Source organism: Thermanaerovibrio velox DSM 12556 (genome assembly GCF_000237825.1).
Taxonomy (GTDB): domain Bacteria; phylum Synergistota; class Synergistia; order Synergistales; family Synergistaceae; genus Thermanaerovibrio; species Thermanaerovibrio velox.
This window is the reverse complement of sequence record NZ_CM001377.1, coordinates 1,177,096-1,202,433: the sequence shown is the minus strand read 5'-3', so window position 1 is coordinate 1,202,433 and position 25,338 is coordinate 1,177,096. Positions and strand designations below refer to the sequence as shown.

Genomic DNA, 25,338 nt, shown 5'->3' with positions numbered 1-25,338 from the left:
TCTAAGATGAGGGCCGGGCATTTGGGGGATACCCCTAGCCCCGGCCCCCTCGTATTTTCGGGGCTTAAATAAAAATCTCTTTTGACTGCAAGAGTCCAGGGCCCCAAAAACATGGGACCTGAGACCTTATCGATGGACCCCCTCCAGACTATCAATACCACTAAATATGGTGTATCATAACCCGGCAAGCCACAATATGTAGGGAGGAAGCGGATGCTCTGTCCTCAGTGTGGATTAAGTGAGACCCGGGTCATAGAGACCAGGACCTCCGATGGCGGCAAGGTGGTTCGTCGCCGTCGGGAGTGCCCTTCCTGTTCCCATCGTTTTACCACCTACGAGAGGGTTGAGGAGCGCCAGGTGCTTTGGGTGGTGAAGAAGGATGGCAGGAGGGAGAGTTTTGACCGGTGCAAGCTTTTGAGGGGCCTTATGAGGGCTTGTGAGAAGCTGCCGGTGCCGTTGGACGTCCTGGAGGACGCGGCTTGCAGGATAGAGGGCAAGCTTAGGGAGCGGGAGTCCGGAGAGGTTTTGAGCATGGAAGTTGGTGACCTGGCCATGGATGAGCTTAGGAGGATCAACAAGGTAGCCTACGTGAGGTTTGCGTCGGTTTACCGGGAGTTCACGGATCTTTCTAATTTCGCCGCGGAGATAGCCAGGCTCATAGAGGAAAGGGAGGATAAGCATGATAACCACTGATGTCACCGGAATAGATCAGGTGTCTTTGGGGGGGCGCCAGCAACACCTCTTCGGGGGTGGCGAGTCCACCGACCTTGCCTTGATGGTGGATGCCTTGGGGCATGAGGAGCGGTACGAGTGGGATCCCGTGCGAATAAAGAACGCCTTGGTGTTGGAGGCGGGGGTGGATCCTGAGGTGGCGTCCAGCATAGCGGCGGAGGTGGAGGACGACATAATCCGCTATGGCAGGGACAGGGTTACCACCCGTCTCATCCGGGAGATGGTTAACGTTAAGCTCTTCCAGAGGGGGCTGGATGCTAAGCTGGCGGACCACAGCCAGGTGGGGTTGCCGGTTAGGGATCTTGAGACCATGTTGTTGAAGCCCAACAAGGAGAACAGCAACACCACCCACAACCCGGAGTCGATCAACCTCTCCATAGCGGAGAGGGTGCTTAAGGAGTATTCGCTCAGCAAGGTGTTCACTCCCGACGTGGCTTCTGCCCACCTTAACGGGGACATTCACCTTCATGATTTGGGCATGGTTAACCGTCCCTACTGTTCCGGGCAGAGCATAGCTTACGTAGCCAGGTACGGGCTTAACATCCCTTCTATAACCAGTGTCTCCGCCCCTGCCAAGCATGCGGACGTGCTGTTGGCCCACGTCCTCAAGATGACCTCTGTCCTTCAGAACAACTTTGCCGGGGCCATAGGTTGGGATGCGGTTAACATGTTCTTTGCCCCTTACTTGGTCGGTGCTTCCGACAGGGAGTATAAGCAGCTGGCCCAGCAGCTTATATTCGAGTTCAACCAGTTGGCGGGTGGTCGTGGGGGCCAGGTGGCGTTCACGGACATAAACCTTTACTACGAGATACCGAACCACTTCCGGGACGTTCCTGCCATAGGGCCTGGTGGCCAGTTCACCGGCAAGACCTATGGGGAGTACGATTCGGAGTCCAAGAAGTTCCTAAAGGCCCTCTTCGAGGTCTACCTCGAGGGGGACAGCCGTGGTCAGCCGTTCTTCTTCCCCAAGCCTCTTCTGCACATAACCGACTACTTCTTCAAGGAGCACGGCTGGGAGGAGTTCTTGGAGCTTGCCTGCCGGGTGGCTTCGGAGAAGGGTAACACTTACTTCGTGTTTGATCGAGGTGGGGTTGCCAAGCTGTCCGAGTGCTGCAGGTTGTCCTTTGAGTTGAGCGAGGAGGACCTGAAGGAGGCTCATCAGCCCTGGAAGATGCGTTACTGTGCGCTTCAGAACGTCACCATTAACCTTCCCCGTCTTGCCTACCGGTCGAAAGGGGACCAGGACGTGTTGTTCGACCTGGTGGACCAGTACATGGAGCTCAGTGCCAAGGCGCATATGCAGAAGAGGGCTTTCATAAAGGAGATATTGTCCTTGGGTAAGAAGGGGCCCTTGAGCGCCCTTTGTGTGGATCACGATGGGGAAGGTTACCTTAGGTTTGATAAGGCCTCCCATCTCATAGGGATCCTGGGGGTTAACGAGATGGTCCAGGTGATGACCGGCCACCAGCTGCATGAGGACAAGGGGGCGTTGGACTTGGGGCTGGCGGTGGTCAAGTACATGGAGATCAAGTGTGAGCAGCTGGCGGAGCGCTACGGGGTTAAGATGGTGTTGGAGCAGACTCCGGCGGAGAGCACCGCTCACCGTTTTGCCAAGCTGGACCTCAAGGCGTTTCCAGAGGAGGCCTCCAAGGTCATAAAGGGGGACTTCAGAACCGGGGAGATATACTACACCAACAGCACCCACTTGAACTACCATTTGGCCTTGGACCCCATACAGCGGGTGGTGGAGGAGGGCATGTTCCATCCCATGATAAAGGCCGGTGCTCTCACCCACGTGTGGATGGGAGAGCACAAGCCGGATCCCAAGGGGTTGAGCAGCCTGATCCAAAAGATCCACTTACACAGCGAGAACGCCCAGGTTGCCTTCAGTCCGGAGTTCACCATATGCAACTCCTGCAACCGGGTACACCGGGGGCTCTTCTCTACGTGTCCTTCCTGCGGCTCCGAGGATGTGGACGGCATAACCAGGATAACCGGTTACTTCACCAGGACCTCCAGTTGGAACGCCGGTAAAAGGGGAGAGCTTAAGGACAGGAGCCGGGTGGCGGTGTCCTAATGTGTGAGGTCTTAGTGGGAGGCCATGTCCCGGCCTCCCTTTTAGACTGGCCCGGCAAGGTTTGTGCCACGTTGTTCACCGCGGGCTGCAATCTGAGGTGCCCTTTTTGCCACAACCCGGAGTTGGTGCCGGTTCGGACGTCGTGGGGAGGGGCCTTCGGGGTTCTTGGAGATGCTTCATGATCGCCGCCTTTTTCTTGACGGGGTGTGCGTGAGTGGCGGTGAGCCATGCATGCAGAGGGGCATCGGGGAGCTTTTGGGCAGGATCAAGTCCATGGGGCTTTTGGTGAAGCTTGACACCAACGGCACGTACCCCGAGGTTCTGAGGGATCTGCTGGAGCAGGGGCTTGTGGACATGGTGGCCATGGATATTAAAGCCCATTGGGACCTGTATCCCTTGTTGACGGGGGGCTTGGACGTGGCGTCCATGGTAAGGCGTTCCCTGGAGATCATAAGGTCTTCTGGGGTTGATTATGAGCTCAGGACCACTTGGGTGCCTGCCCTCATGTCCGTTGATCACTTGAGGTCCATCCGGTTCATGCTCAACGACGACGAGCATTGGGTGGTTCAGCCCTTCAGGCCGGGCCGTTGCCTCAAGCCCGAGCTGGACGAGACCGCTGCTGCATCCCCGGATGAGATAATGGATGCTTTGGGTGGTGTGCGGGTGAGGGGATAGGTCTAAATCACGGTTTATTTTATGGCGGGTAGCGATTATTTGGCCGGTTAAATAGGCTAAATTTTCGCTACCCGTCTTTCTTGTGTTTTCCTTGTTGGGTATAATTAGAAGCGCGCTTTGAGTTTATAAAACGGAGGAGGGGTAACGGAATGAGGGTTTGGAGGACGTTGTTCTTATCGCTTTTTGTGGCGGTGTTCCTGGTCGGTGCTGCCTTTGGGGCCGACACGATTCGGATAGGGGTTTACCTTCCCCTGACCGGGCAGAACGCCTTCGGTGGTCAGCTGGAGCTGGAGGGGGTCAAGATGGCCCATCGTGAGATGGGCACCGTGCTGGGCAAGAAGGTTGAGCTCGTGGTGGTGGACAACAAGTCCGACAAGGTAGAGGCCGCCAATGCGGTGAAGCGCTTGGTGGAGAAGGAGAAGGTGGTGGCCATAATAGGCACCTACGGATCCTCCTTGGCCATGGCGGGCGGAGAGATCTCCGAGAAGGCCAAGATACCGGCGGTTGGGACCTCGTGCACTAACCCTCTGGTTACCCAGGGCAAGAAGTATTACTTCCGGGTATGCTTCATCGATCCCTATCAGGGGGCGGGCGCTGCCACGTTTGCCCTTAACAACCTGAAGGCCAAGAATGCGGCTTTGCTGATCGACGTGGCCCAGGACTACAGCGTGGGCCTTGCGTCCTTCTTTGAGAAGGCCTTTGTCAAGGGTGGTGGTAAGATCGTTGCCAAGCTGAGCTACAACTCCGGTGACCAGGATTTTACGGCCCAGCTCACGGAGATCAAGAGCAAGAACCCGGACGTGCTCTTTATCCCCTCCTACTTCGCCGAGGGGGCCATCATAATGAAGCAGGCTCGGGACCTTGGGGCGAAGTTCCACATATTGGGTGGGGACGCCATGGATAACCCCGACATAGTAAAGATAGGTGGGGCTGCGGTGGAGGGTTTCTCCTACACCACGTTCCCTTACGACCCCACCATGAAGGACATGAACCCGGTGGCTAAGAAGTTCACCGCCCGTTGGCGCAGCGAGTTCCCTGGTAAGGAGCCCAACGTTAACGCCGCTCTGGGCTACGATGCCTACATGCTCATAATGGACGCCATCAAGCGGGCCGGCAAGCCGGACCCCGAGGCAATAACCAAGGCTTTGGCCAGCACCAAGGGCTTCCTTGGGGTCACCGGTTCCACCACGATAAATGCCACCCACGATGCGGAGAAGCCGGTTGGCATCATGCAGATCAAGGGTGGCAAGAGGATATTCCTCACCACCGTCCAGCCCAAGCTGTAGGGACCTTACTCTTCGCGGGGGGAGGGGGTTTCCTCTTCCCCCGCGTTTAATGGGGGATGGTAGACATTGAGTCTTGACATGTTTGTGCAGCACCTTTTCAACGCCCTGATGCTTGGAAGCCTTTACGGCCTGGTGGCCATAGGCTACACGATGGTGTACGGTATACTCAGGCTCATCAACTTTGCGCATGGTGACATCTTCATGCTGGGGGCCTATGGGGTTTTTTGGAGCGTGACCCTTTACAAGCTCCCGTGGTTTGCTGCGGTGGCGCTCTCGGTGGTTGTGGTGGCTGGTATAGGTGTGATGGTTGACCGGATAGCTTACAGGCCCTTGCGGGATGCACCCCGGATAAGCGCGCTCATAAGCGCCATTGGTGTGTCCTTTTTCATAGAGAACGTGTGCATAGTGGTCTTTTCTGGCATACCCAGGCCTGTGCCGTCACCTGATTGGCTGGTGGAGGTGATAGAGCTCGGGAAGGTTAGGATCCTGCCCTTGGCGATATTGGTTCCCTTGGTGTCCCTCTTGCTGGTGGCCTTTCTGTTCTGGGTGGTTTATAGGACTAAGCCTGGGCTTGCCATGAGGGCCATATCCAAGGATATAGAGACGACCCGTCTCATGGGAGTGGGGGTTGACCGCATAATAGCCCTTACCTTTGGTCTTGGGTCTGCCCTGGCTGCGGCGGCGGGCATCATGTGGTCCCTTCGTTATCCTCAGATACATCCTCTCATGGGCATATTCCCTGGTTTTAAGGCGTTCATAGCCGCTGTGATAGGGGGCATAGGTTCTATCCAGGGAGCGCTCTTGGGGGGACTCATGCTGGGGTTCATAGAGATAATGATAGTGGCCTTCATGCCGTCCCTTTCCGGCTATAGGGACGCCTTCGCTTTCGTGTTGCTCATATTGATACTCCTATTTAAACCCACCGGTCTCATGGGGGAGAAGCTGGAGGACAAGGTATGATGGACAAGAAGAAGAGAGACCTAATCCTCAACTTTGCGTGTCTTGGCATACTGGGTGCCTTCCTTTGGTGGGCCGATGGGAATATGGATGGTTACAAGATCCAGGTTCTAAACCTCATAGCCATAAACGCCATCCTGGCGGTCAGTCTGAACCTGATATACGGTTTCACCGGCATGTTCTCCCTTGGGCATGCGGGTTTCATGGCGGTGGGGGCTTACACGTGTGCCCTTTTGATACTGCCGCCCATGCAGAAGGAGATGATCTACATTTTGGAGCCTTTGATATGGCCCCTTTCGGTCGTTCAGGCTCCCTTCTTCGTGGCTGTTCTTGCTGGGGGGATCATGGCGGCCATCTTCGGTCTGGTGATAGCCGTGCCGGTTCTCCGCCTTGGGGGGGACTATCTGGGCATAGCATCCCTGGGGTTTGCGGAGATAATCCGGGTGGTTTTCACCAACGCCAAGTCGGTTACCAACGGGGCTTTAGGCATAAAGGGGATACCCCCTTATGCCAACCTTTGGTGGAACTGGGGTTGGTTTTTGATCACCCTTTACGTGGTGGTGAGCCTGCTGCGGAGCAACTTCGGGAACTGCCTTAAGGCCATAAGGGACGACGAGGTGGCTTCAAGGGCCATGGGGATAGACACCTTCCGTTACAGGGTCATATCCTTCACCATCGGAGCGTTCTTCGCCGGTGTTGGGGGTGCTCTCATGGGCAGTCTTATAACCACCATAGACCCCAAGATGTTCACCTTCCTTCTAACCTTCAACGTGTTGATGATAGTGGTGGCCGGCGGGCTTGGATCCGTGACGGGCAGCGTGCTTGGCAGCGTAGTGATAACGGTGCTCCTGGAGTGGCTCAGGTTTGTGGAGAACCCAATAGACCTGGGATCCATTCACATACCGGGGATACCGGGGATGCGGATGGTGATCTTCTCCTTGGCGCTGCTCATCATAATCCTGTTCCGTAGGGAGGGCATGATGGGTCAGCGGGAGTGGTCGTGGGACGCGGTGATCGGATTCTTCTCCAGAAGGGCTGGGTGATCCTTGATGGCTGAGCACATACTCAAGACCGAAGGGGTGGTAATGCGCTTCGGTGGGCTCACCGCGGTCAACGGGTTTGAGATAGCGGTGCCGGAGGGATCCATCGTAAGCCTTATAGGGCCTAACGGTGCCGGCAAGACCACCTGCTTCAACATAATAACCGGTTTTTACAGGCCCACGGAGGGGAGGGTTCTCTTTAAGGGTGATGACATAACGGGTCTTGCCCCTCACTTGGTCTGCAGAATCGGCATTGCCAGGACGTTTCAGAACATAAGGCTTTTCTCCGGTGGTACGGTGCTTGAGAACGTGATGGTGGGTTTTAGGGTGCGCCAGAGGTCCCCTTGGTGGGCTGCCCCCTTCGCCCTGCCCGGGTTCCTCCGGGAGGAGAGGGAGATTCGGGAGCGTGGCATGGAGCTCCTTGATGCGGTGGGTCTTAAGAAGCTTGCTTGCGAGAACGCCACGTCACTCCCCTATGGGGCCCAGCGCAGGCTGGAGATAGCAAGGGCCCTGGCCACCGGTCCGTCGTTCCTGCTTTTGGACGAGCCTGCGGCGGGGATGAACCCCCAGGAGTCCACGGAGCTCATGGACTTCATAAGGAACATAAGGGATAGGTTCAACCTGACCATACTGCTCATCGAGCACGACATGAAGGTTGTGATGGGTATATCGGAGTACATATGGGTTTTGGACTATGGAACCATAATAGCTCAGGGGGTTCCGAGCGAGATCCGTTCTAATCAGAGGGTTATAGAGGCCTACCTTGGGGAGGAGGCGCTGGAGCATGCTTGAGGTAGATTCCCTTCACGTCCACTATGGGGGCATACACGCACTGAAGGGCATATCCATAGAGGTCCCCAAGGGTAAGATAGTGACCCTGATAGGTGCCAACGGGGCCGGCAAGTCCAGCACCCTGAGGGCCATAGCGGGGCTCGCTAAGGACAAGCGGGGTACCATCCGCTGGAACGGTAAGGACATAAGCCGCATGCAGCCGGAGAACATCCTCAAGTCCGGTGTTGCCCTGTGCCCGGAGGGCAGGAGGATATTCCCGCACCTCACGGTGATGGAGAATCTGATGCTTGGTGCCTATACAAGGGATGATCAGGACGGTGTTAAGTCGACCCTGGACTGGGTGTTTGAGCTTTTTCCTCGCCTTAAGGAGAGGACCTGGCAGAAGGGGGGGACCCTTTCCGGGGGGGAGCAGCAGATGTTGGCTCTTGGCAGGGCTCTTATGAGCAAGCCGGACCTCATAATGATGGACGAGCCCTCCTTGGGGCTTGCTCCGCTGTTGGTCAAGGAGGTCTTCGAGATAATTAGGGCCATAAACGAGGAGGGCAAGACCGTGTTGCTTGTGGAGCAGAACGCCTTTGCGGCCCTCAAGGTAGCCCACTACGCCTATGTGCTAGAGGTGGGGGCGTTGGTGCTTCAAGGGCCTGGGGTTTCGCTTTTGGACGATCCAAGGGTTAAGGCGGCCTACCTTGGGGGTTGATGGGACAAGGATATCGCAAAGTTTTAGGGGCCTTGGGCCCCTTTTTTAGTGGGATCCCCTTTTGTGTTGATTATATGCTATAAATGCATGTGCCCCATTGGGGTTAATCCGGATCTCTGCGGAGGGATAAGCCTTGTCTTCCATGAACCTACCCAACCTTCTAAGCCTTTCCAGGGTCTTCTTGGCTCCCTTGGTGATGGTGATCCTCACCATGAGGACCCAGTTCGGGAACTTTTGGGGTCTTCCCCTGGGGGACCTGTTGGCGGTGTTGGTGTTCATCATAGCCTCCATAACCGATGCGGCGGATGGGTACATAGCGAGGAAAAGGGGTATTGTTACGAACCTTGGGAAGTTCATAGACCCCTTGGCGGACAAGATCCTGGTGACTGCTGTGTTGGTATCCCTGGTGGAGCTTCAGCGGCTTCCGGCTTGGATAGTGGTGGTAATAGTTTCCAGGGAGTTTATAGTGACAGGTCTTAGGATGGTTGCTGCAGCGGAGGGCATAGTGATAGCCGCCAGCAAGGGTGGCAAGGCCAAGACGGTGAGCCAGATAGTGGCGATATCCATGATGATATTGAACCTTCCTGGGGGCATATGGGTAATGTGGATTGCGATGGCCCTCACCGTTTGGTCCGGCATGGATTATCTTGTGAAGGGGAAGGATCTGTTGAGCCGTTGATGGCTGTTATATGGGGTTGCCGTTCCCGTTAAGGACGCTTGTTATGGGGGTGTTTTTGTTGGGCAAGGGTTTTGAAGCGTTGGACGCTAGGATAGCCTCCATGGAGGGGGCCATGGTTTATGCCTTGTCGGAGCTGGTGAGGCGTCCTGCGGTTTCCCCTGAGGATGGAGGAGAGGGGGAGCATGACAAGGCGCTTTTCATAGAGTCCCTGGTATCGTCCCTTGGGTTGGGGGTAGTTGAGAGGTATGACTCAAAGGATCCCAGGGCCAAGGGGGGTATAAGGCCCAATTTGGTGGTAAGGGTTGGGGGCGCGGACCGTTCATCCGGCAGGCTTTGGATCTTCACCCACATGGACGTGGTCCCTGAGGGTGACCGGTCTCTTTGGAGGTTTGATCCCTTTGAGCCTGTGTTGGAGGGGGGGCGGTTATACGGACGGGGGTCCAACGATAACGGCCAGGAGTTGGTGGCGTCCCTGTTCGCCCTCAAGGCGGTGATGGAAAGCGGAGGGCCCCGTAGGGAGGTTTGTATTGCCTTCGTGTCTGATGAAGAGGTGGGAAGCCAACACGGGATAGGTTTTCTCCTGAGGGAGCACCGGGATTTGTTCGATCCATCGGACTTGATAGTGGTTCCCGATGGGGGAACTGAATCTGGTGACTTCATAGAGGTGGCGGAGAAGACCATCCTTTGGTTGGAGTTTCAGGTTGAGGGTTGTCAGGTTCACGCGAGCCGGCCTGATCAGGGGCTTAACGCCTGTCGGGTTGCCAACGAGCTTTCCGTGGCGTTGGACCGGGCTCTTAGGGGGGCTTTCCCGGAGGAGGATCCTTTGTTTGAGCCTTCGTATTCTACATTTGAGCCCACCAGGAGGTTGGCGAACGTTGGAAACGTGAACACCATTCCTGGTAAGGAGGTCTTCTGCCTGGACTGTCGGGTGCTTCCCCACGTTAAGGTAGAAGATGTGGAGAGGGTATTTGCCGGCGAGGTCAAGAAGGCCCAGGATGCTTTTGGTGCCAAGATCTCCTATCGGTTCCTTCAGAGGGGTGAGCCGGCGGGGGCTACGGATCCCGGTTCTCCGGTGGTGGTGCTTCTCAAGGATGCGGTGGAGGATGTCCTCAAGGTCAAGCCGCGGGTTGGGGGGATAGGAGGGGGCACCTGTGCCGCCTTCTTCCGGGAGGCTGGCATGCCTGCGGTGGTATGGGCCCAGGAGGCGGATACCGCTCACATGCCGGACGAGTATGCGGAGATCTCCCACATGTTAAACGAGGCCAAGGTGTTTGCCAGGATGATGTTGTAGGGCTGCCCCTTGAAGCCCTGTGGATACCCCAAATGACTTCGTCCCATTGGAGAGATCCATTTTTGTAACGTTTCCGGGGGTTTTGTGTGTTGAGGCTTGATTTTTGTGAATTTAGGTGCTAGCCTTTCTCTGTCAACCAGTTGAGCTTGAGAGCAGTCCTTAGCCCAGCAGAGCAGAAGACCAGTCAAGGGAGGATCCCAAAGTGGTCAGACGCATTCAGCCGGAACCTTTTCGCATCAAGATGGTGGAGCCCGTGTCCATTCCGGACAAGGCCCAGAGGGAGGAGGCGCTTAAGCGGGGGCACTTCAACCTCTTCGGTTTGAGGTCCGAGGACGTTTACATCGACCTTCTTACCGACTCGGGTACCGGTGCCATGAGCAAGCAGCAGTGGGCGGCTCTCATGAGGGGCGATGAGGCCTACGCCGGGGCCACCAGCTTCTATGCCCTGAAGGAGGCCGTAAAGGATGTGCTGGGTTTTGACTACGTGATACCGTGCCATCAGGGTCGGGCGGCGGAGAACGTGACCTTTGGTTCCCTCGTCAAGCCCGGGGACAGGATTCCCTTCAACATGCCCTTTGACACCACCAGGGCCCACATCTTCAACGTTGGTGCCGAGCCGGTGGACTGCGTTATCGACGAGGCCTATGATCCCGCCAAGTACCATCCCTTCAAGGGCAATGTGGACATAGCCAAGCTTGAGAACGCCATAAAGACCTACGGGGTGGAGCGAATTCCCCTGATCATGGTCACCATAACCAACAACTCCGGTGGCGGCCAGCCGGTGAGCCTTGAGAACCTGCGGGAGGTCCGTAAGGTGGCGGATAAGTACGGTATCCCCCTCTTCCTGGATGCCGCTAGGATGGCGGAGAACGCCTACTTCATCAAGACCCGCGAGGAAGCCTGCAAGGACATGACGGTGGCCCAGATACTTAAGGCCTGCATGGACTGTGCCGATGCCATCACCGTATCCGCCAAGAAGGACCCGCTTGTTAACATAGGCGGTCTTGTCTGCACCAGGACCGAGGACCTCTACTACAAGATATTGCCCCGGGTGATCCTCTTCGAGGGCTTTGCCACCTACGGCGGCCTTGCGGGCAGGGACTTGGAGTGTCTGGCCCAGGGCCTCAGGGAGATGGTCCAGGAGGACTACCTGGCCCACCGGGTGGCCCAGGTGGCGTACCTTGGGGACCTGTTGGACGAGGCGGGTGTGCCCTTCGTTAAGCCCGCCGGCGGACATGCCATATTCATCGATGCCGCCGCGTTCCTCCCCCACATACCCCAGAAGTACTATCCTGCCGACGTGCTGGGGGTAGAGGTCTACCGGGAGGGAGCGGTTCGGGGAATAGGCCTTGGGGCCCTTGCCTTTGCCACCGAGGACGAGGCCACCGGCGAGATCGTATACCCCAAGTTGGAGCTCTTCCGGCTTGCCATAAACCGCAGGACCTACACCAACAGCCACATGGAGTACGTGGCGGAGACCATAATCAACGTCTATAAGAGGCGGGATAGCATCCGGTACGGTCTTAAGGTCGACTTTGCGCCGGCTGCGAAGGGGCTTCACCATTTCCTTGCCCATCTGAGCCCGGTAAGCCTTTAAGATGTTAGACTAGATCTCCAGGTGGAGCTGTCTTAGATCCAGGCGTTGATCGCAAGCTTGAAGCCAAACGACCCAGGGGCCGGCGTGAGCCGGCCCCTTCTTCTTACTGTTTGAGCCCGTCATTATAACTCCTTGTACATGTAGCACCGGGTGGATATGATTTAGCTCTGGTGGACCTCTACAGGGGGCGTAACGCTGGTGTGTAAGAAGCAGCCGTTATTTTGACCGATTACAGCGTTGTAGGTGTTGGGATGCTTGCGTGAAGGGTGGGGATTGAGATATGGGGGTTATAAACCTTGAAAATGGGATCAAGATCGGAGACGGTCAAAGGTGTTTCATAATAGCCGAGGTTGGATCTAATCACAACAGGTCTCTTCCCCTGGCCATGGAGCTAATAGATGCCGCCGCAGAGGCGGGGGCGGATGCGGTTAAGTTTCAGATATACAGCGCCGAGAGCCTGTACTCCCGAAGGACACCCAGGCACTCGGGGTACTCCAAGGATCTTTTCAGTCTGATAAAGGAGATAGAGACCCCGCGGGATTGGTTGCCAGATTTGGCCAAGCGATGTGCTGAACGGGGGGTTGTGTTCTTTGCCACGCCTTTTGACTTCGAGGCGGTGGACGAGCTGGATCAGGTTAGTCCGATCTTCAAGATAGCCTCGTTTGAGATAGTGGACCTACCTCTGATAAAGTACTGTGCCTCTAAGGGGAAGCCCATGATAATATCCACTGGCCTTGCCACCATGGAGGAGATAGAGGACGCATATATGGCGTGCCTGGGGAAGGGTAACGGTGATGTGGCTTTTCTGCAGTGTGCCTCCGCATACCCCGCATCTCCGTCCATAATGAACCTCCGGAGCATGGAAACCATCCGAAGGGCCTTTGGCACCCCAACGGGGCTTTCGGATCACACCATTGGCATACACATAAGCGTTGCTGCGGTTGCCATGGGGGCCCAGATCATAGAGAAGCACTTCACCATGGATCGAGGTATGGAGGGGCCGGATCATCCCTTCGCCATAGAGCCCGGGGAGCTCAAGGATTTGGTTCGGCAGATAAGGGATGTGGAGTCCGCCATGGGGGACGGGCGCAAGCTTGGTCCATCTAAAGAGGAGATGGAGTTTTACGAGAAGGCCCGTCGCAGCATCCATGCGGCGGTGGACATCCCCGCCGGAAGCGTTATAACCCAGGAGATGCTCACGGTAAAGCGGCCTGGGTACGGCATAAGGCCCAAGTTCATGCATCTGGTTGTGGGTCGGGAGGCCAAGGTGGACATAGCGGCGGATCAGTGGATAACCTGGGAGATGATCTGACATGATCCGGTACGTAGATATCCTGGAAGTGAGGCCTCCGGTGGCCATGAGGGTTCTGGAGTGGAGGAACAGCCACAGGGTAAGGAGGGGCATGCTCAGTGATGCGCTGATAACGGAGGAGGAGCACCTGCGTTGGCTGGATTCCCTCGCATCTCCGCTCAAGAGGCAGATGGTACGGGTTGCCTTTATGGGGGAGGAGGCTTTTGGGGTCATAACGCTAAAGGATATTGACAGGGTGTCCCTTAGGAGCGACTGGGGGATGTACATAGGTGACGAGCGTTTCTTGAACAGAGGGTTGTCAAAACACATGCTTTACAGCCTTATGGAGTGGGGCTTTGAGGATGAAGGGCTGGAGCGGCTTTTTACCTCTGTTTTGGCTTCCAACGTGGGGGCCTTGTCGTTGTACCTCCGATTTGGCTTTCATCTCGAGGGTCGTTTTGAGAGGCACATTTTTAGGGATCAAAGGTGGGAGGACGTTTATTGGATCGCGGCCTTCAGGAAGCGTTGGGCTGAGATCAGGGATGATCTCAAGGGCATGGCTGAAGAGGGTTTATCTTGACGCCTTTGCTAGGTCGCTTGAAAGTCGTTTTTCTTACCCATGGGGGTGGCGGGGTAGGTGGCGGCCACGTGGTTAGATCTGCGGCCCTGGCCCAGGGGTTTCTAAGGCTTGGGGTTCCCGTGGGCCTGGTCGGCAACCCTGGGGCGGTGGAGTTCTTCTCCCACCAGGGGCTCCTTGGGGGCCCGGGGAGCTTTTTTTCGATAGAGGATCCTTTCGGCGGGGGATTTGAGGATGCCCTGAGTTTCTTGCGTTCCTCAACCCCCTTGTTATGTGTGGTGGATAGCTACCAGGCGGGGGAAGCTTTGCTTGATGAGCTTGGCTCCGTTTCGCCTGTGGTTGTGATCGATGACCTGAGGAGCTACTCGGTGGAGCTGCACTGCCGGGGGGTCATTAACTACAGCCTGGGGGCCGATGGGCTTGGGTATTCAAGTGACCGATGTGGGCTGATGTTGGGGCCTGGGTACGCCCTCCTAAGGGAACCCTTCTGGGGCCTGAAGAGCGCTTGTGGAGCAAGATACCTGGTGGTGGCTGGTGCTGCGGATCCCCTTGGGGTAACGCCTCAGTTGGTTCGCTGGTGGAATGGCCTTGGTCTTCCAGCGGTGGACGTGGTTATAGGCCCCATGGCGGATATGAGCACCCGGAGGGAGGCTGAGGAGGCTGCGCGGGGGGCACCATCGGTGAGGCTTCTCTTCTCCCCCGTGGACCTTCCGAGCAGGATAGCTGGTTCCAGGGGAGTGATCTGCACGTCAAGTGTAACCGCCTATGAGGCTTTGGGGCTTCGGAAGCCGGTGGTGGTGTTTCAGGTGGCGGACAACCAGCTTGCAACCGGTGAGGCCATAGGGAGGATGGGGCTTGGGATAAACCTGGGTCCATGGGGCTCCTGGGGATCTGAGGATCTGCGCAGGGCCTTGGATGCAATGTTTGTTCCCCCCGCAGACGTGGTGAACCCAAGGGGGGCGCTTAGAGCGGCGACGGAGCTGCTGGAGACGTTTCGGCTCAATCCCTGTCATGGGATATAATCTGACGGTTAAGCTTTTTATGGCCTTTGGGCCGAAAGGTGGGAATCGGGATGTTAAAAGGCATACTTAAGGTCCTGGGGCTTGACCCCAACGACAGGGCCCTTTCGAGGTACCGCCGCGTGGTGGAGACCGTAAATGCCCTGGAGGGTCAGGTATCTGCCATGTCGGACCAGGAGCTTGAGGGGACCGCAGTGGAGTTCCGACGAAGGCTCTCCGAAGGGGAGACCTTGGATCAGCTTCTTCCGGAGATGTTTGCCCGGGTCCGGGAGGTCTCCCGGCGCAAGCTTGGACTTAGGCACTTTGACGTCCAGCTAATGGGGGGCATGGCCCTTCATGAGGGCAAGATAGCGGAGATGAAGACCGGTGAGGGTAAGACATTGGTGGCTACCCTTTCTGTGGCGCTTAATGCGCTGGAGGGCAAGGGGGTTCACGTTATAACGGTCAACGACTATCTGGCCCGGAGGGACGCGGAATGGATGGGGCCGGTGTACCGTGGACTTGGGCTCACCGTGGGGGTCATAGAACCTTTCATGTCCCAGGAGGACCGTTTTGCCGCCTATAGGGCGGACATTACCTACGGGACCAACAGCGAGTTTGGTTTTGATTATCTAAGGGACAACATGGCTTTGTCTAAGGCATCCCAGGTTCAGAGGGGGCATTGGTACTGCCTGGTTGACGAGGTCGACTCCATTCTCATAGACGAGGCCAGGACGCCGCTTATAATATCCGGTCCCTCCGAGGACAGCGTGGAGCCCTACAGGATAGCGGATTCCTGTGCCAGGGCATTGAGGAAGGGCGAGGACTTCGAGGTGGATGAGAAGGAGAGGAACGTGGCCCTTACGGAGCGGGGTATAGCCCGTTGCGAGGAGATATTGAAGGTTCCCAACCTTTTCAGCGATTACGGTATGTCCGAGCTGGCTCATAAGGTGATCCAGGCCCTCAAGGCTCATCACCTCTTCCAGCGGGATGTGCACTACGTTGTGAAGGACGGAGAAATCGTAATAGTTGACGAGTTCACCGGTAGGCTCATGTTCGGTCGCCGTTATTCCGATGGTTTGCATCAGGCCATAGAGGCCAAGGAGAGGGTTCAGATAGGCAAGGAAAGCCAGACCCTTGCCACCATAACCCTGCAGAACTACTTCCGTATGTACCGGAAGCTGTCGGGCATGACCGGAACCGCCGCGACTGAGGCGGAGGAGTTCAAGGAGATATACGGCATGGATGTGGTGGTGATCCCAACCCACAGGCCCATGATAAGGGTGGATCACCCGGACGTGATCTTCAGGACCCAGAGGGAGAAGTACAATGCGGTGGCGGACTTTGTGGAGGAGCGTCACCGGGCGGGGCAGCCGGTTTTGGTTGGAACCGCCTCGATAGAGAACTCCGAGCGGGTGAGCAAGCTCCTTAAGGCCAGGAAGATACCTCATCATGTGCTGAACGCCAAGTTCCATGACAAGGAGGCCGCTATAGTGGCCCAGGCGGGGCGTTTTGGGGCTGTTACGGTGGCTACTAACATGGCGGGACGTGGTACGGACATACTCTTGGGCGGCAACCCCAAGTTCCTCGCCCTGGAGGAGGCAGCGGCCAAGGGGATAGACCCGGACCAGTCGCCGGAGGAGTACCGGGTGATATTGGACAGGTTCACCGTTCAATGCGAGGAGGAGCGCAAGAAGGTCCTTGACGCCGGGGGGCTCTGCATACTCGGCACCGAACGCCACGAGTCCCGGCGGATAGATAACCAGCTTAGGGGGCGCGCTGGCCGTCAGGGGGATCCCGGCGAGAGCCGCTTCTTCATCTCCCTGGAGGACGACCTGTTGAGGCTTTTCGGATCCGAACGGATCCAGGGGCTCATGTCCAAGCTGGGGATGGAGGAGGGGGAGTCGGTTGAGCACTCCTTCCTGACCAAGGCCATAGAGAACGCCCAGCGCAAGGTTGAACAGATGCATTTTGACATACGGAAGCAGCTCCTGGCCTATGATAACGTTATGAATCAGCAGCGTGAGGCGGTTTATAAGGAGCGGCAGGAGATATTGACGGATCAGAACCTTACAGACAGGGCATGGTCTATACTGGAGGACACGGTGGCATCGGTTTTCGATTCCCATCTTACCTCTGGGGATGATGGCGGTTTTGACAGGGAACGGTGTGCCATAAGGTTAAGGGCGATATTCGGTCCCGGTTTGGACGAGCCACTCCGTGCCGACCTGGGCTTGGAGCCCCAGGAGGCCAGGGATCGGGTGCTTGAGATGGTGCGCCAGGCGTTTATTGCGAAGGTGAGTGAGCTTGGGGAGGAGAACGCCAGAGAGCTTTTCCGCTTCCTGCTTTTGAACGTTCTCGACTCTCACTGGAAGGAACACCTTTTGGCCATGGACGAGCTCAGGCGTGGCATAGGCCTTAGGGCCATAGGTCAGAAGGACCCGCTGGTGGAGTACCAGTTTGAGTCGTTTAACCTCTTCAAGGAGATGCTCGACCGGGTGAGGGAGGGTTTCAGCGAGCTGGCTCTCCGGGTAAGGGTTGTTCAGGAGCGTCGCCCGGTCAGGGTGGAGGAGGGGCGTGGACCACTCTTTATAGGTGGTTCCGGCGGTGAGGAAGAGCGCCCGATGGCCCCTGCCAGGCGGGGTGTGAAGGTGGGAAGGAACGACCCGTGTCCCTGCGGGAGCGGGCGCAAGTATAAGCACTGCTGTGGTAAGGGGGAGTAGAAGCTTATGCGCCGCATGCCTAGGTTGGTTGGGGCGGTCCTTTGTGCGGCCTTGATCCTGTGGGTTTATCCCTTGCCCGCTTTTAGCGGCGGTTATGCGCCGGATGATGTGCGGGCCTTGGGAGGCAGGGTGCCGTCGCTTTCGGCCTTTCCGGGTTTTGACGGTGTGGTTTGGCGGGTAATTCGGAGCTACCGCATGCGGTCTGACGGATCGGTGGAGGCGGAGACGTCGATGGTGGCCATGGTGGGGGAGAGGGTCCCGGGGGTGCTCCAGGAGATCCGGCTTCCAATACCCGACGGATGGTCTGTGGAGGCGGATCCGGTGCGCTGGTACAACCCGCTCACATGGCGTGAGGAGGGTAGCCGGAAGTCGGAAGAGAGCATTGAGGACGGTGTCAAGGCGGTTAGCATAAAAGTCCCTTCCGATGCGGTGGGCAGGGTGGCAACGATCCGGTGGGTTCAGCGCATCCCTTCCAAGGCTTCTATGGGGGCTTTAGTGGAGTTTGGGCTTCCCATCCCCGTCTGGGAGGAGGTCTTGTCCGTGGAGGTTCCGTCGGGCAAGGAGCTGGCTTTCCGCTCTTTTGGCGTGGATGACCCGGTTAAGTTCTCTTCCCAAGGGGTTGATCGGTATACCTGGTCCCTCTCAAACCTGGGGGGGGTTGTCACCTCTGGTATCGCCGAGGTCAGGCGCCCTTACGTGATCTTTGGGACCTCCAAGGGGAGCGCTTTGGTGGCCTTGAGGCTTTCCGAGATGGAGCGAAGCCTGCTGTCTTGGGGAGCGAAGCCTCAGGCTTACCTTCCCAAGTCCCTTAAGGGCAAGCTGGAAGCGTTATCATCCGGTCCTAGGGTTGCGCGTTACATCTGGGGTGTTCCATGGGATGTGTCCTTTGATTCCGGAAGTACCGGGGCTTTAAAGGCCGCGCTGGAGGCCGAAGGGTACAGGGTTAGGGTGTTCTGGCAGCCCTTGGTGGATCTTCCCGATGATCCCCCGGTTGCGGAGGGGATGTGGCTTAGGCCGGTTTTGAGGGCCTCCAGGCCAGGGGAGGGGGATGTGTTGTTCTTCCCTGGTCAATCGGTACCGTTCGGACAGTTGCCGCCGGAGCTCTGCGGTTCCACCCTATGGGCCCCGAAGGACGGAGGGGGGCTTGAGTCCTTGCCGGTGCCGTTTTACACCGCCGCTCAAAGCCGGCTCCTGGTTTCTCTTAAGGGGGAGGTTGACCCCGATGGGGCCTTTTCTGGCGCTTTAGAGGTTTCGGCGTGGGGCATGTGGCATGGGATGGTGGGTCATGAGGCGGGGTTAGACTGGCTGGCGGCCGGTGCGTTGAAGGATTTTAGGGATGTGGCCCATAAGAGGACCTCTGGGGGGGTAGTCTTGAAGGCCAACGTTTCCGGCCGGATCGGCATGGGTTCCAATGGTGGAATGCTGCTGATGGTGCCGTCCGTCTATCCTCGTTGGTTGGATTTGCTCGTGGATCCCAAGGGGACCACGACCCCGCGTTTCCCCTTTACGGTGGAGCAGCGGGTGGAGTTGGGGATACCCAAGGGCTTGGACGTGGTGCTGCCGCCGGTTATAAGGAACTCGGGGGCGGTTTCTCAGAGGTTTTCCATATCCCCCCGGAAGGGGAGGCTGAGCTTCCTGTCAATACTCACCGTTAAGCCCAAGGGTAAGTCCGGCGGGTTATCGGCAGAAGACTTGGTCTATTTCGCGAGGGGGCTTTCGGAGGGTGTTCTACTTAGGGGTAAGTGATATACAATATCCCTCAGGGTTTCTCTCTTAAAGAAGGTTAAGGGGGTTCTGCCATGGAAGAGATAAAGCTTTCGTTGGAGGAGAAGATACGGTCTATAATCGGCGAGATGTCCCAGGCGAAGGGTGTGGAGATCCCTGAAAAGGCCAAGATATACCTTGAGCGTCCCAAGCGGGAGGGCCAGGGTGACTGGGCGTGCAGCGCGGCCCTGCAGCTTGGCAAGGTTTTTGGGTTGTCTCCCCGGGATTTGGCCCAGCAGGTGGCGGATAGGCTTGCCGGGGATCCCCTGGTGAGCTCTGTTGAGGTGGCAGGACCTGGGTTTATAAACATGACCCTTTCCCAGGACTGGATAGGGGATCTCATAAAGAAGGTTTTGGAGGCGGGGCCTGACTATGGTCGCGTGTCCGATGGTGGGGGCAAGAAGGTCCAGGTGGAGTTCGTGAGTGCCAACCCCACCGGTCCTCTGCACATGGGGCATGGGAGGGGAGCTGCGGTGGGGGATATAACCTCATCGATACTTTCCTATGCGGGTTGGCAGGTTGAGAGGGAGTATTACATAAACGATGCGGGGCTCCAGATGGAGCTTTTGGGCCGTTCTGCCAGGAGCCGTTACTTTGAGCTTTTGGGAAGGCCCGATGAGGCTCCGTTCCCCGAGGATGGTTACCACGGGGACTACATAATGGACATAGCCAACGAGATCCTGGAGGAGAAGGGCACATCCCTGGCGGACATGCCTGAGGAGGAAGCGGTGCCAATCTTCACCGATCTTGCCTATGAGAAGGTTCTTCGCTGGATAAAGCGGGATCTTGAGGACTTTGGCCTCAAGTTCGATGTTTGGTTCTCCGAGAGGAGCTTATACGTAGGAGACCAGGTTGAGCGTACCATAGAGGCCTTGAAGGCCCGGGGTTACGCCTATGAGGCGGACGGGGCGGTGTGGTTTAAGTCTACCGCCTTTGGGGACGAGAAGGACCGGGTGCTGATAAGGTCGAACGGGGCTCCTACCTACTTCATGTCCGATGTGGTGTACCACAAGAACAAGTATGACCGGGGTTTTGACCTGGTCATAGACGTTTGGGGGGCGGATCATCACGGTTACATACCGAGGATGAAGTCCGCGGTTGCCGCCATGGGCCGGGACCCTGAGGACCTGCAGGTGCTCCTGATTCAATTTGTGACCCTTTTGAGGGATGGGGAGCCGGTGTCCATGTCCAAGCGGGCGGGGGCGTTTGTAACCCTTAGGGACGTTATGGACGAGGTTGGTGTTGACGCCACCAGGTTCTTCTTCGTGATGAGGCGGTGTGACAGCCATTTGGATTTTGACCTGGAGCTTGCGAAGAGGGCTTCATCGGACAACCCGGTTTACTACATTCAGTATGCTCATGCCAGGATGTGCAGCATAGAGAGGGAGAGCGAGGCCAGGGGGCTTGAGAAGCCCAGCGTTAAGGATCTTGATCCTGGGTTGTTCAAGCTTCCCGAGGAGGTTCGGCTTGCAACCGTGATTGCCAAGTTCCCCGAGGAGATCCGCAAGGCCGCTCGTGATCTGGCTCCTCACCGGATGGCTTACTATGCTCAGGAACTGTCGGAGGCTTTCCACTCCTTCTACAACGTGGCCCGCATAATAGGGGAGGAGGAGCCGTTGAGGAGGAACCGCACGCTCCTTATGGAGGCTGCCAGGGTAACTTTGAGGAACGTATTGGGGATACTTGGGGTCAAGGCTCCGGAGAGGATGTAGATGCCGAAGCTTAGGTGGGTGCTGTTTTGGTCTGGGGCATCGTTGGTGGTGGCCATATTGGCCACCGCCTTTGTCTTGGAGACCCGGAAGGTGGACCGCCTTGCCGCCCTGGTGGATAAACGCATGGACGAGCTGGTGGCGTTAAGCCGTAATAACCAGGAGATGGAGCACAAGATCCGTTACTATGCCACCGACGAGGGGTTGGCCAGGCTTGCCCGGGAGGAGTTCAACTTGTTCTTCCCCAACGAGGTGGTGTACCGCATAGAGGTGGTTCCGGAGAAGCCCTTGCGGAGAAAGTAGAAAGGCCATATAATCCCTTGATGTATGTCCCTGCCTTTCGTTTGTCGAAAGGCCTAAGTCCGTAGGGAGGAGGTGAAAGTCGTGAGGCCATACGAGTTGGTTACCATTCTCACGGCGGATTTGGAGGATCCCAAGTCTGCGGTGGAGGAGCTGGCGGAGGTCCTTAAGTCCCAGGGTGCAGAGGTGGAGAAGGTTGACCTTTGGGGCAAGAGGCGTCTTGCTTATCCCATAGCCAAGAAGTCTGAGGGTATTTACGCCCTTTACACTTTCAAGCAGAAGCCCTCCATGATCAAGGAGATGGAGCGGGTTCTTCGTCTTAAGCCCCAGGTGATGCGTCACCTGGTCATAAGCCGCGACGAGAAGTAGTCATCTGGGGGGTGTTCTTGGATGTCCCGGGGCTTCAACAAGGTGATACTCATGGGTAACCTGGCCAGGGATCCGGATGTCAGGTACACGCCGAGCAAGCAGAAGGTGGCCCGGATAACCGTGGCGATAGGGCGTCAGTGGAAGTCTGCGAACGGGGAGGTTCAAAATCAGACGGATTTCGTCCCCGTCGTCCTATGGGGGTCTCTTGCTGACATATGCGAGAGGTACCTTAGGAAGGGGCGTCCTGTGTTGATCGAGGGCCGCATATCGGTTCGGGATTTTGATGACCCCAAGAGTGGCCAACACCGTTGGATAACCGAGGTGGTGGCCAGCGGGCTTACCTTGTTGTCCGGAGGCAGGAGGGAGGACGATGCTTCTCCTTACCCGACCGGATCTTCCAGGGGATCCTTTGGGGACTTCGGTAGTCTCAGGGACGACAAGGACTTTGGCGATGAGTTCCCCATGGACATATCGACCCTATCCGAGGGGGACGAGGATCAGCCGGATATACCCTTTTAGGCTTGTTTAATACGCGGGATTTTTCAGCGGGGGTTAGATCCCGTTCTGTTCGATTACCTTGAGCGAAGCTGCTCTTCCTAGGGAAGGGAGGGAATTGGTGTGAACGATCGTTACAGCAGCAGCAACAACAATAACAACCGCAAGCGCAGGAAGCGGCGTCCGAAGGTATGTCACTTCTGCGTGGATAAGGTTGAGAAGGTGGATTACAAGGAGTTCGACAAGCTCCGCAAGTACATCACCGAGAGGGGCAAGATAATCCCCCGGCGGGTTACTGGTACCTGTGCTAAGCATCAGCGGCAGCTAACCAGGGCCATAAAGAGGGCTAGGATCCTGGCTCTGCTCCCCTTCACGGCGGACTAGTCCTTTTGGATCCTTAGGTTGCGGCAGGTGGGGGGCGAAAGCTCCCCATCGGTCTTTTTGGGGCTTTGCCCGCAGCTCTTCTTTGCTTTTGGGGGGACAGATATGACACCCATAAGGTCGTTGGTGGAGTCGGCCCTTCTCTCTGCCCTTGGGGCGGCCCTTTTCCTGGCCAGCAACTTCATCCCCGTGGCGGGAGCCTTTATTACCCTGTTGTGTCCTGCACCCTTGGTGATCCTTGGGCTGAGGCACAGTCTTAAGAACGCGGTGCTTGGGATGTCCGTGGCATCACTGGTCTCAGTCCTTTTCCTCGGCGTTCAGGGGGGGCTTTTTTTCTTCCTTGGTTTTGGGGTTCTTGGCATAGGGCTGGGGGCTCTGGCTAAGGGTAACAGGAGGGGTCTGGAGATCCTTTTCTATGGGATCCTGATATCCCTGGTCAGCAAGCTGGCCCTTGTGGCGGTGATGGTTAAGCTCACCGGGGTGAACCCCTTTTCCCTTGGAGATCCTGCCCAGATGGAGGAGATAGTGGATCGGGTGTTTCGGTTTTACGCCAGCCACGGAATGGATCGGAAGTCTCTTGAGCAGGTTAAGGCCCAGTTGATGCAGACCTTCCGGATGTTGCCGGACATGTTCCCCGCCCTGATAACCATGGCATCTGCCTTGGATACCTATCTTTCGTACACGGTGACCCGCGTGGTGGCCCGCAGGGTTTCCATGGGTGCATTGCCTCCCTTGCCCGAGTTTTCCCGGTGGCGGTTTCCCAGGAGCGTTCTCTGGGCCTTTCTCTTTTCCGTGGTCTTGTCCGTGGCGGCAGGGTCTGAAGGGGGCGGTGTGTTGGCCCAGGGGGCGCTGAACCTTCGGATCATACTTCAGATGCTTTTCTTCCTTCAGGGTGTGGCGGTTATATGGTACTTTTTAAGGCGCCGAGGGATCTCCAGGGGGTTGAGGTTTCTGTTGGTGGCGCTGTTGGTGCTGGTGCCCCTCCTGTCTGGGGGTGCCATAATGGTTGGGCTTTTGGACATATGGTGGGATTTTAGGACCCGTTTCGGAGGTGATGTGTCTTGAAGGCGGTTCTCAAGGAGGATGTGAGCAAGCTGGGCCGGAAGGGCGATGTGGTGGAGGTATCCGATGGGTACTTCCGGAACTTTTTGCTGCCTAGGGGTTTGGCGGAGGAGGCCACTGCCGGTAAGCTCAAGGAGATAGAGGAGAAGCGCAGGAACAGTGCCGCCCGGGAGGCGAAGCTTATGGCGCAGGCCAAGGAGAACGCCGCGGCCTTAGGGGGCAAAAGGGTGGTGGTCAAGGCCTCCGCGGGTGAATCTGGAAAGCTGTTCGGTGCGGTGACCGCTCAGCAGGTGGCGGATGCGATAGAGGCCCAGCACGGGATCAAGGTGGACAAGAGGGACGTGAAGATGGATCAGGTCAAGCAGGTTGGGGAGTACCGCTTCAAGGTGAGGCTTTACCCAGGGGTAGAGGCGGAGATGCTCCTTTCAGTGGAGGCTTAGGGTTTTGGCGGAGCCCTCTTTTGATAGGATCCCCCCTCATAACCTGGAGGCTGAGCGGGCCGCCTTGGGGGCCTGCCTCCTGGAGAGGGAGGCCATGCTGGCGGTTACGGAGACCCTGAACCCCCAGGACTTTTACGATCAGCGGCACCGGCTCATATTCGAGCTGATCCAGGACATGGCTCGCAAGGACAAGCCGGTGGATGTCCTTACGTTTCTGGATGAGGTAAAGGCTAAGGGGCTCTTGGAGAGGATCGGCGGGGAAGCCTTTGTGTTTGCCCTGACGGACTCGGTGACCACCACTGCCAATGCGGAGTACCATGCTCGCATGGTGAAGGACAAGGCGGTTCACCGGCGCCTCATACAGGTTGGGGGGGAGATTGCCCGGCTCGGTTACCAGGAGGACCGGGATAAGGAGGATATATTGGACGAGGCGGAGCGCCTGGTCTTTGAGATAGGCACTGGGGCCTCTGGGGTGGCTGTTAAGCCCTTGAGGTCCGTTTTGGGAGAGACGTTTCGTCAGATAGAGGATCGCTTTAACTCCGGTAGTTTGGTCACCGGGGTGCCCACGGGTTTTGAGGACTTTGACCGGCTTACTGGGGGGCTTCAGCCCGGGAGCTTGAACATTTTGGCCGCCAGGCCGTCCATGGGTAAGACCGCCTTTGCGCTGAACATAGCCCAGAACGCGGCGATCCGGGCGAAGACGCCGGTGCTGGTGTTCAGCCTGGAGATGGGGGCGGAGCAGTTGGCCCAACGGTTGTTGGGCGCTGAGGCGGGGGTGAACATTCACGATCTTAGGACCGGCCGTTTCCCGGAGAGCTCATGGGAGAAGCTGGCCCGTGCGGCGGGCATGTTGAGTGAGGCCCCCTTGTACATAGACGACAGTTCCATGTTGTCCACCCTGGAGATGCGGGCCCGCTGCAGGCGTTTCAAGGCCCGCTATGGGGATTTGGGCCTTGTGGTGGTAGACTATCTTCAGCTTATGAGCCTGCCTGGCCGGGTGGACAACAAGCAGCAGGAAGTGGCGGAGATATCCAGGGCTTTGAAGGGTATAGCAAGGGAGTTTGACGTGCCGGTGTTGGCCCTTTCGCAGCTGTCCCGGGCGGTGGAGCTTCGCAATGACAAGAGGCCTCAGCTGTCGGACTTGAGGGACAGCGGTGCCATAGAGCAGGACGCGGACCTGGTGATATTGCTGTATCGTCCTGGTTACTATGACCGAGATCAGGCGGATACCAACATACAGGCGGAGGCCATAGTGGCGAAGCACAGGAATGGTCCTACCGGGAAGGTGGATCTGGTGTTCCTTAAGGAGTTTGCCAAGTTTGAGAGCCTCGAGAGGCGGTATGGTTAAGGGCGGAGGTCCCGCCCCTTGGTTTTATGAGCTTATAAGCTAGGTGCCCCAGGCGGCG

General features: G+C 57.2%; 24 protein-coding genes. All 24 read left to right on the top strand.

Annotated features, from left to right (window positions below; translation table 11 throughout):
* The first annotated feature begins 213 nt into the window (after nucleotides 1–213).
* The 24 genes from nrdR to dnaB all read left to right on the top strand — a co-directional run bounded on the left by nrdR (nucleotide 214) and on the right by dnaB (nucleotide 25,280).
* Entirely contained in the window at nucleotides 214–693 is a 480-nt protein-coding gene (gene nrdR / locus THEVEDRAFT_RS05810; protein ID WP_006583784.1) for a transcriptional regulator NrdR, read from the top strand.
* A complete protein-coding gene (nrdD, locus tag THEVEDRAFT_RS05805) occupies nucleotides 680–2,809 on the top strand; it encodes an anaerobic ribonucleoside-triphosphate reductase (protein WP_006583783.1) in 2,130 nt (709 codons plus the stop codon). The genes nrdR and nrdD overlap by 14 nt, the downstream gene beginning before the upstream one ends.
* 171 nt (nucleotides 2,810–2,980) lie before the next feature.
* A complete protein-coding gene (locus THEVEDRAFT_RS05800) occupies nucleotides 2,981–3,484 on the top strand; it encodes a radical SAM protein (protein WP_245522777.1) in 504 nt (167 codons plus the stop codon).
* Between the two features lie 149 nt (nucleotides 3,485–3,633).
* A complete protein-coding gene (locus THEVEDRAFT_RS05795; RefSeq protein ID WP_006583781.1) occupies nucleotides 3,634–4,770 on the top strand; it encodes an ABC transporter substrate-binding protein in 1,137 nt (378 codons plus the stop codon).
* Nucleotides 4,771–4,836: 66 nt separating this feature from the next.
* Nucleotides 4,837–5,730, top strand: coding sequence for a branched-chain amino acid ABC transporter permease (locus tag THEVEDRAFT_RS05790; protein WP_006583780.1), 894 nt, complete (start codon nucleotides 4,837–4,839; stop codon nucleotides 5,728–5,730).
* Nucleotides 5,727–6,770 (top strand): branched-chain amino acid ABC transporter permease, encoded by a 1,044-nt coding sequence (locus tag THEVEDRAFT_RS05785; protein ID WP_006583779.1) that lies wholly within the window; start codon nucleotides 5,727–5,729, stop codon nucleotides 6,768–6,770. The genes THEVEDRAFT_RS05790 and THEVEDRAFT_RS05785 overlap by 4 nt, the downstream gene beginning before the upstream one ends.
* A 6-nt stretch (nucleotides 6,771–6,776) precedes the next feature.
* Complete coding sequence (locus tag THEVEDRAFT_RS05780; protein WP_040825810.1) at nucleotides 6,777–7,559, top strand: ABC transporter ATP-binding protein; 783 nt, start codon at nucleotides 6,777–6,779, stop codon at nucleotides 7,557–7,559.
* Nucleotides 7,552–8,256 (top strand): ABC transporter ATP-binding protein, encoded by a 705-nt coding sequence (locus THEVEDRAFT_RS05775; RefSeq protein ID WP_006583777.1) that lies wholly within the window; start codon nucleotides 7,552–7,554, stop codon nucleotides 8,254–8,256. Before THEVEDRAFT_RS05780 ends, THEVEDRAFT_RS05775 begins: the two co-directional genes overlap by 8 nt.
* A gap of 133 nt (nucleotides 8,257–8,389) precedes the next feature.
* Complete coding sequence (gene pgsA / locus THEVEDRAFT_RS05770) at nucleotides 8,390–8,935, top strand: CDP-diacylglycerol--glycerol-3-phosphate 3-phosphatidyltransferase (RefSeq protein WP_006583776.1); 546 nt, start codon at nucleotides 8,390–8,392, stop codon at nucleotides 8,933–8,935.
* A gap of 43 nt (nucleotides 8,936–8,978) precedes the next feature.
* On the top strand, nucleotides 8,979–10,226 hold the full coding sequence (locus THEVEDRAFT_RS05765) for a M20 family metallo-hydrolase (protein WP_040825808.1): 1,248 nt from the start codon (nucleotides 8,979–8,981) through the stop codon (nucleotides 10,224–10,226).
* A 202-nt stretch (nucleotides 10,227–10,428) separates the two neighbouring features.
* Entirely contained in the window at nucleotides 10,429–11,823 is a 1,395-nt protein-coding gene (locus THEVEDRAFT_RS05760) for a tryptophanase (RefSeq protein WP_006583774.1), read from the top strand.
* 280 nt (nucleotides 11,824–12,103) lie between these two features.
* Entirely contained in the window at nucleotides 12,104–13,135 is a 1,032-nt protein-coding gene (locus tag THEVEDRAFT_RS05755) for an N-acetylneuraminate synthase family protein (RefSeq protein ID WP_006583773.1), read from the top strand.
* 1 nt (nucleotide 13,136) lies between these two features.
* Nucleotides 13,137–13,694 (top strand): UDP-4-amino-4,6-dideoxy-N-acetyl-beta-L-altrosamine N-acetyltransferase, encoded by a 558-nt coding sequence (gene pseH / locus THEVEDRAFT_RS05750; RefSeq protein ID WP_006583772.1) that lies wholly within the window; start codon nucleotides 13,137–13,139, stop codon nucleotides 13,692–13,694.
* Between the two features lie 17 nt (nucleotides 13,695–13,711).
* Nucleotides 13,712–14,713, top strand: a complete 1,002-nt coding sequence (locus THEVEDRAFT_RS05745; RefSeq protein WP_040825354.1) for a hypothetical protein — start codon at nucleotides 13,712–13,714, stop codon at nucleotides 14,711–14,713.
* 50 nt (nucleotides 14,714–14,763) lie between these two features.
* Nucleotides 14,764–17,412, top strand: coding sequence for a preprotein translocase subunit SecA (secA, locus tag THEVEDRAFT_RS05740; RefSeq protein ID WP_006583770.1), 2,649 nt, complete (start codon nucleotides 14,764–14,766; stop codon nucleotides 17,410–17,412).
* 15 nt (nucleotides 17,413–17,427) lie between these two features.
* On the top strand, nucleotides 17,428–19,158 hold the full coding sequence (locus THEVEDRAFT_RS05735; protein WP_156787125.1) for a hypothetical protein: 1,731 nt from the start codon (nucleotides 17,428–17,430) through the stop codon (nucleotides 19,156–19,158).
* 53 nt (nucleotides 19,159–19,211) lie between these two features.
* Nucleotides 19,212–20,888, top strand: coding sequence for an arginine--tRNA ligase (gene argS, locus THEVEDRAFT_RS05730; RefSeq protein WP_006583768.1), 1,677 nt, complete (start codon nucleotides 19,212–19,214; stop codon nucleotides 20,886–20,888).
* Entirely contained in the window at nucleotides 20,889–21,188 is a 300-nt protein-coding gene (locus THEVEDRAFT_RS05725) for a septum formation initiator family protein (RefSeq protein ID WP_006583767.1), read from the top strand.
* A gap of 81 nt (nucleotides 21,189–21,269) precedes the next feature.
* Complete coding sequence (rpsF, locus tag THEVEDRAFT_RS05720; protein ID WP_006583766.1) at nucleotides 21,270–21,554, top strand: 30S ribosomal protein S6; 285 nt, start codon at nucleotides 21,270–21,272, stop codon at nucleotides 21,552–21,554.
* Nucleotides 21,555–21,575: 21 nt separating this feature from the next.
* A complete protein-coding gene (locus THEVEDRAFT_RS05715; protein ID WP_006583765.1) occupies nucleotides 21,576–22,073 on the top strand; it encodes a single-stranded DNA-binding protein in 498 nt (165 codons plus the stop codon).
* A 99-nt stretch (nucleotides 22,074–22,172) separates the two neighbouring features.
* The gene (rpsR, locus tag THEVEDRAFT_RS05710) at nucleotides 22,173–22,433 is read left to right on the top strand and encodes a 30S ribosomal protein S18 (RefSeq protein ID WP_006583764.1); all 261 of its coding nucleotides are present in this window, start codon (nucleotides 22,173–22,175) and stop codon (nucleotides 22,431–22,433) included.
* A gap of 102 nt (nucleotides 22,434–22,535) precedes the next feature.
* Nucleotides 22,536–23,495, top strand: coding sequence for a YybS family protein (locus THEVEDRAFT_RS05705; RefSeq protein WP_006583763.1), 960 nt, complete (start codon nucleotides 22,536–22,538; stop codon nucleotides 23,493–23,495).
* Nucleotides 23,492–23,932: a 50S ribosomal protein L9 gene (rplI, locus tag THEVEDRAFT_RS05700; protein ID WP_006583762.1), complete on the top strand. Its 441-nt coding sequence runs from the start codon at nucleotides 23,492–23,494 to the stop codon at nucleotides 23,930–23,932. Before THEVEDRAFT_RS05705 ends, rplI begins: the two co-directional genes overlap by 4 nt.
* A gap of 4 nt (nucleotides 23,933–23,936) precedes the next feature.
* On the top strand, nucleotides 23,937–25,280 hold the full coding sequence (gene dnaB / locus THEVEDRAFT_RS05695; RefSeq protein ID WP_006583761.1) for a replicative DNA helicase: 1,344 nt from the start codon (nucleotides 23,937–23,939) through the stop codon (nucleotides 25,278–25,280).
* Nucleotides 25,281–25,338: the final 58 nt, after the last annotated feature.

Bases quoted from the DNA above. Each gene is read 5' to 3' on its own strand.
- nrdR (WP_006583784.1), top strand. From the start codon at position 214: ATGCTCTGTCCTCAGTGTGGATTAAGTGAGACCCGGGTCATAGAGACC.
- nrdD (WP_006583783.1), top strand. From the start codon at position 680: ATGATAACCACTGATGTCACCGGAATAGATCAGGTGTCTTTGGGGGGG.
- THEVEDRAFT_RS05800 (WP_245522777.1), top strand. From the start codon at position 2,981: ATGCTTCATGATCGCCGCCTTTTTCTTGACGGGGTGTGCGTGAGTGGC.
- THEVEDRAFT_RS05795 (WP_006583781.1), top strand. From the start codon at position 3,634: ATGAGGGTTTGGAGGACGTTGTTCTTATCGCTTTTTGTGGCGGTGTTC.
- THEVEDRAFT_RS05785 (WP_006583779.1), top strand. From the start codon at position 5,727: ATGATGGACAAGAAGAAGAGAGACCTAATCCTCAACTTTGCGTGTCTT.
- THEVEDRAFT_RS05780 (WP_040825810.1), top strand. From the start codon at position 6,777: ATGGCTGAGCACATACTCAAGACCGAAGGGGTGGTAATGCGCTTCGGT.
- THEVEDRAFT_RS05775 (WP_006583777.1), top strand. From the start codon at position 7,552: ATGCTTGAGGTAGATTCCCTTCACGTCCACTATGGGGGCATACACGCA.
- THEVEDRAFT_RS05765 (WP_040825808.1), top strand. From the start codon at position 8,979: ATGGGGGTGTTTTTGTTGGGCAAGGGTTTTGAAGCGTTGGACGCTAGG.
- THEVEDRAFT_RS05755 (WP_006583773.1), top strand. From the start codon at position 12,104: ATGGGGGTTATAAACCTTGAAAATGGGATCAAGATCGGAGACGGTCAA.
- pseH (WP_006583772.1), top strand. From the start codon at position 13,137: ATGATCCGGTACGTAGATATCCTGGAAGTGAGGCCTCCGGTGGCCATG.
- secA (WP_006583770.1), top strand. From the start codon at position 14,764: ATGTTAAAAGGCATACTTAAGGTCCTGGGGCTTGACCCCAACGACAGG.
- THEVEDRAFT_RS05735 (WP_156787125.1), top strand. From the start codon at position 17,428: ATGCCTAGGTTGGTTGGGGCGGTCCTTTGTGCGGCCTTGATCCTGTGG.
- argS (WP_006583768.1), top strand. From the start codon at position 19,212: ATGGAAGAGATAAAGCTTTCGTTGGAGGAGAAGATACGGTCTATAATC.
- THEVEDRAFT_RS05725 (WP_006583767.1), top strand. From the start codon at position 20,889: ATGCCGAAGCTTAGGTGGGTGCTGTTTTGGTCTGGGGCATCGTTGGTG.
- THEVEDRAFT_RS05715 (WP_006583765.1), top strand. From the start codon at position 21,576: ATGTCCCGGGGCTTCAACAAGGTGATACTCATGGGTAACCTGGCCAGG.
- THEVEDRAFT_RS05705 (WP_006583763.1), top strand. From the start codon at position 22,536: ATGACACCCATAAGGTCGTTGGTGGAGTCGGCCCTTCTCTCTGCCCTT.